Source organism: Bifidobacterium sp. POST2/T3 (B1) (assembly GCF_058197115.1).
This window is the reverse complement of sequence record NZ_JBVPQK010000123.1, coordinates 1-7,188: the sequence shown is the minus strand read 5'-3', so window position 1 is coordinate 7,188 and position 7,188 is coordinate 1. Positions and strand designations below refer to the sequence as shown.

The window sequence follows — 7,188 nt, the reverse complement described above, 5'->3', positions numbered from 1 at the left end:
GCATAGGCGCCAACCTGAGAGGCCTGCTGGGCGGTCGAAACCCCGATGCCCACGCACACATAAGGAGCGCCCGCATGCCTGACTCTCGCCACCAGGTTCTGGGCCGAATTGGACATACTTGTTCGCTCGCCGGTCACGCCCATTCGTGAGGTCGCATAGACGAATCCTCTGGCGGCTCGAGAAGTGATCTGCAGACGTGCATCAGTGGAGTCGGGCGAAACCAGATAGACCCGGTCAAGCCCATAGCGGTCAGACTGCTCTATCCATTCCCCAGATTCGTCGACAATCAGATCCGGGGTGACAAGCCCGGACCCGCCGACCTCAGCCATGCGCTGGGCAAAGTCCGCTACGCCATGATGGAGAATCAGATTCCAATAGCTCATGACCAGAGCCCTTGCACCGTCCGCCTGGACCTGGCGAACCGCATCGAAGACGCCCTCGACCTTAACGCCATTGTCGATGGCGCACTTGCTGGCTGCCTGGATCACTGGGCCATCCATGACCGGGTCGCTATAGGGCAGTCCGATCTCAACGATGTCGACACCGCTTTTCACCATGACCCGCATGGCCTCCAAGGATGTTGGCACGTCGGGAAATCCGTAGGGGAAGTAGCCGATGAAGGCTGGCTTGCCCTGCTGCCGGAGGGCCTGCAAAGTGGATGCCACCGGGCTGGCCGTGCGGCTGAACCCTTTGGGCTGGACGGGCTGCACGGGGGCTTTCTGCCATTGCCATAGCTGGTTGACCATCATCGGGCCTCCTCTTCTGCTTGATCACTCTTGCCATGCACGGCCTGGGCTTCCAGTGCGCTGGCCTCCTGCTCGGACAGGTAGCCGAACCATCTGCCCGCAGTGGCCACATCCTTATCGCCTCGGCCCGAGATGTTGATCAGGATGACAGGATTCCTGATTCCCTTGCGCAAAAGGTCGGTGGCCGCCTTGCTGGCTCCGGCCAAGGCGTGCGAGGACTCCAGGGCAGGGATGATGCCCTCAGTCCGGCAGAGGTCGCTGAAAGCCTGCATGGCCTCCTTGTCTGTTGCGTAGTCATACTTGACCCGGCCCATGTCGTGCAGCCAGGCATGCTCAGGTCCCACCGAAGCGTAATCCAGGCCGGCCGAGATGGAGTAGGTGTCCATGGTCTGGCCTTGGTCATCCTCCAACAGATAGGACTTGGTCCCCTGGAAGACGCCGACCTGACCTGTCCCTGGCGACAGGCGGATGGCGTGCTCGCCCGACTTGGGCCCGTTCCCGCCGGCCTCGTATGCGTAAAGGGAGACACGAGGATCGTCCAGGAAAGTGTTCATGATGCCGATGGCGTTGGAGCCTCCACCGACACAGGCCACAACCCCATCAGGATGGTCGATGCCATACGCAGACAGCTGAGCTGAGGCCTCTTCGCCGATGATCTTCTGAAAGTCCCTGACGATGGTCGGAAAGGGATGGGGGCCGGCCACCGTGCCCAGTAGGTAGTGGGTGGACTCCACGTTGGTCACCCAGTCGCGCAGGGCCTCGTTGATGGCATCCTTGAGAATCCTGGTCCCTGTGGTCACTTCGACGACTTCGGCTCCTAGCATCCGCATCCTGGCCACGTTCAGCGCCTGCCTACGGGCGTCGACCTGCCCCATGTAGATTCGGCACTTGAAGCCCAGGAGGGCACAGACCGTAGCCGTGGCCACGCCGTGCTGACCAGCTCCAGTCTCGGCGATGACGCGGGTCTTGCCCATGCGCTTGACCAGAAGCCCCTGACCCAGGGCGTTGTTGATCTTGTGGGCGCCCGTATGGTTCAGGTCCTCTCTCTTCAGGAAGACCCTGACCTGGCCTCCGACCCGGTCGCTGATAAGCTTGGCGAACCGAGGCGCAGGCGTCAGAGCCGAAGGGCGCCCTACATAGACTCGGTTGAGTCTGTTCAGCTCCTCACGGAAGGCCGGATCTGCCTTGGCCTCCTTGTATACACGCTCCAGCTCGTCAAGGGCACCCACCAGGGCCTCAGGGACGAAGCGTCCGCCATAAGGGCCGAAATAGGGACCGTCATGGGTTGAGAGGGGTCTGGCCTCAGCGGCCTTGAAGCGATGGCCGGCCTGGACCAGCAGGCGAACCGTCCCCTCCTGGTCCTGGGAGGTGACCAGACCTTCTCCTATCAGGACTGCATCGGCCCCGGCCCGGGCGTACCGCTCCAGCTCGACCGTCCCGAACACTCCGGACTCAGCCACCTTGACCACATCCTTGGGCAGGTTGGAAGCTAGACGGGCATATTGGTCAACGTCAACGCTCAAGTCTTTCAGGTTGCGGGCGTTGATGCCAATCACCCTGGCGCCGGCCGCGATGGCCCGCTCAATTTCTTGACGATCATGCGTCTCGACCAGGGCGGTCATGCCCAGACTCCCAGCCAGATCGAGCAGGTGCTTAAGGCGGGTGTCATCCAAGGCCGCCACAATTAGCAGGATCATATCGGCCCCATTGGCTCTGGATTCCCAGACCTGATAGTCGGAGACGATGAAGTTCTTGTTGAGCACGGGAATGCCCACTGCCTGCCTGACCTGTCGCAAATCTTCCAAAGACCCCAGGAAGCGTCTGCCCTCAGTCAGGACAGATATGGCTGAGACACCCCCGTTGGCGTACTGCCGGGCCAGGGCAGCAGGATTTTTGATGTCTGCAAGATACCCCTTGGAGGGCGAGGCGCGCTTAATTTCTGCGATAATCGGAATGCCGACGCTCTCCCTGAGCAGTCGGGCAGCATCCAGAGGTTTGCGCTTCATGCTCCTGACCTGTTGCTTGAGGCTTTCCAAGGGAATCTTCTGTACCCGGCCCCTAGCATCCTCCACGGCACCGGCCACCAGTTCATCCAAGACGGTCATAGAGCCCTTCCCTCCAGTTTCCTGTGTGTTCCCTGCCACAACCTTAGCGTCTTTCTGCACTGGATGGCCCTTCCTCACTATTCATTTCCGCCTGAGTACGATTGCCCTGCACTACTGGAAGCGGTCCGCCGGCTTCGAAACACGACCTGGTCCCGGTATGGCAGGCCGCCCCTACTTGGTCCACCTCGATAAGAAGCGCGTCCCCGTCGCAGTCAATGCTGACTCCCTTAACGTATTGGACATGCCCGGAGGTGTCACCCTTGCGCCAGTATTCCCGCCTGGAGCGGGACCAGAATGTGACCCTTCCTGTCGTCAAGGTCCGTCTAAGGGCCTCCTCGTCCATGTAGCCGACCATAAGCACCTGGCGACTGTCATACTGCTGGACTACAGCGGCCACAAGGCCCTGATCGTTCTTCTTGAGCCTAGACGCTATGTTCGGATCCAAACGTTCTTCCTGGTCATTCGAAGACTGTGACATTGATCCTCGTTCTCCTTGATTCAGCTAATTGATTCAGCTGGTTTGTCCGACATAACCCTGTCGATTTATTGTTTATGGTATGGGTATAGTTTCCCGATGTCTGCCAACAAGGCCTGCAAACGCCGTGCACCGCGTGGTGCCGAAGTTCTCTGCGGGATTGGTTCAGGCCTGCCATCGAACCGGATACCCGGCCGCATGGAGCGCCTGCTTGACGTCCTGGATGGACACCTGACCAAAATGGAAGACGGAAGCAGCCAAGACCGCATCGGCCCCAGCCTTGACCGCAGGAGGAAAATCGGCGGCCTTGCCTGCTCCGCCACTGGCGATGAGCGGAAGAGATACTGCCCTGCGCACGTCGGCGATCATCTCCAGATCGAATCCCTGACGAGTGCCATCCGCATCCATGGAGTTGAGAAGTATCTCGCCGGCTCCGAGTTCCTGGGCCTGCTTGACCCAGTCGATAGCATCAATGCCGGTGGACTGGTGGCCGCCCATGGTGGTCACCTCATATCCCGAGGTAATGCCCTGTGCATTGGATCGGCGAGCATCGACCGAGAGCACTAGAACCTGGCGACCGAACCGCTGGGCGATGTCGCCGATGACCTGCGGGTTGGCAATTGCTGCTGTGTTGATGCCAACCTTATCGGCTCCTGACCGCAGGAGAGTATCGACATCCTGCGGGCTGCGCACGCCTCCGCCGACGGTTAGTGGGATGAAAATCTGATCTGCAGTGCTTTTGACCAGGTCCGCCATGGTGGCTCGCCCGCTGCCCGAAGCAGTCACATCCAGGAAGGTCAGTTCGTCGGCCCCCTGTTGGTAGTAGGCGGAAGCCAGCTCGACCGGATCACCCGCATCTCGCAGGTTCTTGAAGTGGACGCCTTTGACCACACGGCCCTGGTCGACATCAAGGCAGGGAATGACACGAACCGCTACCGTCATGCGACCTGCCTTCCTGCCTGAACCGATTTGTTTGAGTCACGACCTTAGCTTCTGCAGTGTCCGAAGACCATGACATGTCCACACTATGGCATAACCACATTGCATAACACTGAATCAGGCCTGAAGCTTGACGGCCTTGGCTGCCAGCTGCCCGCAGGCACCGTCGATGTCAGATCCGCGGGTGTCCCTCATGGTTGCAGTGATGCCGGCCTTGTGGAGGATGTCCAGGAAGCGCTGCTCGTCCTCGGGCTTGGATGCAGTCCAGCGAGACCCCTCAATCGGATTCAGGGGTATGGGGTTGACGTGCGCCCAGTCGTCCCCGTAGTGGTTGAGGCGCTTGGCCAGGAGGCGGGCATGCTCGGCCTGGTCGTTGATGCCGCGCATCAGGGCGTACTCGATGCTGACCCGCCTGCCGCTGGCCAGATAGTAGTCGTGGGCCGCGTCCAGGACCTGTGTGGTGTTGAAGCGGCGGTTCATGGGAACCAGCTCGTCGCGCAGCTTGTCGCTGGGGGCATGGAGGGAGACGGCCAGACGGACCGGTATTCCCTCTCGGGTCAGCTTGCGAATGCCGGGGACCACGCCGACCGTGGAGACGGTGATGTTCCTGGCTGAGATGCCGAATCCCTTGGGCGGCAGGGCGCTGATCTGCCTGACTGCGGACAGGACAGCCCGGTAGTTGCCCATGGGCTCGCCCATCCCCATGAAGACGATGTTGCTCAGGCGCCCCGGACCTCCGGCAACCTGTCCGGACCGCATCATCCGGGAGGCGGCCCTGACCTGTTCCAGAATCTCGCCGGTCGACATGTTTCGGGTCAACCCAAGCTGACCTGTGGCGCAGAAGGGGCAACCCATGCCGCAGCCGACCTGGCTGGAGATGCAGAGGGTGGCCCTGGAGGGGTAGCGCATGAGCACGGACTCGATCCTGGACCCGTCGAAGAGCTCCCAGAGGGTCTTGATGGTCGTCCCCTGATCCGCCTTCTGAACGGTGACCGGGGTGATCAGCTCAGGAAAGAAGCGGCGTGCGGCCTCTTGGCGGCTGGCAGAGGGAAAGTCAGTGAAGTCGTCCGGATTGGTGGACAGATGGTTGAAGTAATGGTTGGCCAGCTGCGAGACCCGGAATTTAGGCAGGCCCATTTGAGTGCAGACCTCCTGGCGCTCCTTCCGGTCCATGTCGGTAAAGTGGCGCGGCGGCTTGCCTCGTCGGGCATGGTCGGCCGCCAGAACGTCCCGGAAGGCGCCATCCTTGCCTCCGGGGGTGATGCCGGTCTCAGGCTCGGCACCGGTCAAATCGACATCTGTCATACCTCTACCTCATCCTGTATCAGTCATCCGACCATCAATTCCGGTCACAGGCCGGTAATCAAAAGAACCAGTGTGATGAATGGCGCGGACATGAGGATGGAATCCACCCTGTCAAGCACCCCGCCGTGACCCTTGAGCAGGTGGCCCATGTCCTTTATTCCAAGGTCGCGTTTGATCAAGGATGCGCTCAGGTCCCCAAGGGTGCCTGTGGCTCCGACCATGATGCCCATGAGCAGGGCGACCCACCAGATCCGTCCCCAATCCGTCATGGGATAGGTAGCCGCAAAGATGACCAGGGCGCCGATCAGGCAGCAGAGCATGGAGCCTACCAGCCCCTCCAGGGACTTGCCGGGAGAGATGCGGGGCGAGATCCTGTGCTTGCCGAAGAGCGAGCCGAAGAGCAGTCCGCCGATATCGCTCAAGGCAGGCAAGAAAATCACCATGAAAGCGTGTGCGGCAGGATGCCCGCCGAAGGTGGTGGGCAGGGTTATCAGACAGGCCAGGAGGGTGATGTAGACAACGGTCAGGAGGGTGACGCCCACATTAGCCAGGCTGCTTGAACGGGGCTCCCCCTCTGCGGTGCCGTAGGATGCATCGGCCATGGTCTGCGCGTCCTTGCCCGACAGCTTGGCGTTCACCGCCTTGACCAACCGACCGCCCAGGTGATGGTTGCGCGTGGCCGCAAGAGCCCCGACCAGGGCGGTGACCAGAACTCCAGCGGTCATGACCGCCACATGGTCCGGCGCGTAGAAGGAGGCCAGCATGGTGGCCGCCGAGCAGATCCAGAGCTCGACCACCGGTATATGCAGGCCCGCCGTGGCAAAGTCCACCCTGAGCTCCCAGAGCCCCAGGGTCATGAAGATCACGATCAGGTAGATGAATGCGTCGATGCGCACCAGGATGCAGGCCAGGATGATGACCACCAGAAGCGCGCCAGTGGCCACCGCCTGCGGCATGTTGCGTCCGGTTCGTTTGTTCAGGGTTGCGACGGCATCCTGACCTGCCTTCTCGGCAGAGCTTTCCTTGGTACTCATGAAGTGTGGATCCTCCCCAGGCGGGATCAGACCTCGAGGATCTCCTTCTCCTTGGCATCCAAAAGCTGGTCGATCGTGTCGTTCTTCTGCTTGGTGACGGTCTCCAGCTCCTTCTGCAGCCGGTTGCCCTCGTCCTCGCCCAGGTCGCCGTCCTTGACCTTGGCCTCCAGCTCCTCCTTGACCTTGCGCCGGATGTTGCGGACGGCCACCTTGCCCTCCTCGGCCTTGTTCTTGGCCAGCTTGACATAGTCCCGGCGGCGCTCCTCGGTCAGCTCGGGCATGGTGACCCTGATGACATTGCCGTCACGATTGGGGTTGACGCCTAGGTCTGAATCACGAATGGCCTTCTCGACTGCGCCTGCCTGGGAGGGGTCGAAGGGGGTAACGGCCAGGGTGCGGGGCTCTGGAACACCAATGGATGCCAGCGACTTGATGGGTGTAGGAGTGCCGTAGTACTCCACCATGATGTCGTTGAGGAAGGAGGGGTTGGCACGCCCTGTCCTGATACCCGAGAAGTTCTCCTTGGTCGCCTCGATGCTCTTGTCCATCTGCCTTCCGGCCTGGTCCACCACTGTGGTCATGAT

7 protein-coding genes are annotated in these 7,188 nt (G+C 61.1%); all 7 read right to left on the bottom strand.

The genetic code is table 11. The features are described 5' to 3' along the window. Positions 1–746 (bottom strand): tryptophan synthase subunit alpha (trpA, locus tag AC0AP0_RS06955; protein WP_490429868.1); only part of this gene is annotated, 746 nt, incomplete at its 3' end. Beyond that, entirely contained in the window at positions 746–2,851 is a 2,106-nt protein-coding gene (gene trpB, locus AC0AP0_RS06950) for a tryptophan synthase subunit beta (protein WP_490429867.1), read from the bottom strand. The genes trpA and trpB, both read right to left, overlap by 1 nt. Positions 2,852–2,894: 43 nt before the next feature. Beyond that, entirely contained in the window at positions 2,895–3,329 is a 435-nt protein-coding gene (gene hisI / locus AC0AP0_RS06945; RefSeq protein ID WP_490429866.1) for a phosphoribosyl-AMP cyclohydrolase, read from the bottom strand. A 162-nt stretch (positions 3,330–3,491) separates the two neighbouring features. Continuing rightward, a complete protein-coding gene (hisF, locus tag AC0AP0_RS06940; protein WP_490429865.1) occupies positions 3,492–4,268 on the bottom strand; it encodes an imidazole glycerol phosphate synthase subunit HisF in 777 nt (258 codons plus the stop codon). Positions 4,269–4,382: 114 nt separating this feature from the next. Next, a complete protein-coding gene (gene rlmN, locus AC0AP0_RS06935) occupies positions 4,383–5,570 on the bottom strand; it encodes a dual-specificity RNA methyltransferase RlmN (RefSeq protein ID WP_490429864.1) in 1,188 nt (395 codons plus the stop codon). A 44-nt stretch (positions 5,571–5,614) separates the two neighbouring features. Next, on the bottom strand, positions 5,615–6,604 hold the full coding sequence (locus tag AC0AP0_RS06930; RefSeq protein WP_490429863.1) for a phosphatidate cytidylyltransferase: 990 nt from the start codon (positions 6,602–6,604) through the stop codon (positions 5,615–5,617). 26 nt (positions 6,605–6,630) lie between these two features. Further along, complete coding sequence (frr, locus tag AC0AP0_RS06925) at positions 6,631–7,185, bottom strand: ribosome recycling factor (RefSeq protein ID WP_445342598.1); 555 nt, start codon at positions 7,183–7,185, stop codon at positions 6,631–6,633. Positions 7,186–7,188 lie beyond the last annotated feature (3 nt).

What these genes read in the sequence shown, in the direction of transcription:
- trpB (WP_490429867.1), bottom strand. Translation starts at nt 2,851, where the DNA reads ATGACCGTCTTGGATGAACTGGTGGCCGGTGCCGTGGAGGATGCTAGG.
- hisI (WP_490429866.1), bottom strand. Translation starts at nt 3,329, where the DNA reads ATGTCACAGTCTTCGAATGACCAGGAAGAACGTTTGGATCCGAACATA.
- hisF (WP_490429865.1), bottom strand. Translation starts at nt 4,268, where the DNA reads ATGACGGTAGCGGTTCGTGTCATTCCCTGCCTTGATGTCGACCAGGGC.
- rlmN (WP_490429864.1), bottom strand. Translation starts at nt 5,570, where the DNA reads ATGACAGATGTCGATTTGACCGGTGCCGAGCCTGAGACCGGCATCACC.
- AC0AP0_RS06930 (WP_490429863.1), bottom strand. Translation starts at nt 6,604, where the DNA reads ATGAGTACCAAGGAAAGCTCTGCCGAGAAGGCAGGTCAGGATGCCGTC.
- frr (WP_445342598.1), bottom strand. Translation starts at nt 7,185, where the DNA reads ATGACCACAGTGGTGGACCAGGCCGGAAGGCAGATGGACAAGAGCATC.